Origin of the sequence: Undibacterium sp. SXout7W, assembly GCF_049339385.1 — a bacterium.
Lineage (GTDB): Bacteria > Pseudomonadota > Gammaproteobacteria > Burkholderiales > Burkholderiaceae_D > Undibacterium.
In genome coordinates this window covers 1-334 of sequence record NZ_JBMPPF010000113.1, presented here as the reverse complement: position 1 = coordinate 334, position 334 = coordinate 1, and the positions used below count along the sequence as shown (strand labels likewise).

Annotated in this window: 1 protein-coding gene; it reads right to left on the bottom strand. The window is 65.3% G+C overall.

Annotated elements, in window-relative coordinates; translation table 11 throughout:
* Nucleotides 1-334, bottom strand: a 334-nt coding sequence (locus tag ACO0LB_RS20720) for a VanZ family protein (protein WP_423052605.1), incomplete at both ends; no start/stop codon positions are given.

Sequence of the window (334 nt, the reverse complement as noted above, 5' to 3'; positions counted from 1 at the left end):
GCCGATCACGGCGCCCAGCGCGCAGCCGGCGGCGTTGGTGTAGAAGTCCAGGTTGGAGGACACGCGGCTGGGCAGATAGGTCTGCACGCCCTCCATCAGGCCCGAGATCAGCACGCCGCTGGCGGCCGCCATCAGCAAGGCGGCGACGCCCTTGAAGCGCGGATACAGCGCGTAGACGATCAGCATCCCCAGCGGGATGTAGCCGACCACGTTGGTGATGGCGTCGAACTTGGTCCAGTAGCGCGGCATGCTGGTGGTTTCCAGGAAGATCAGCGGCGACAATCCCTGGTTGTGCCAGCCCGAGAACGGATACCAGCTGGCGTAGACGATCAGC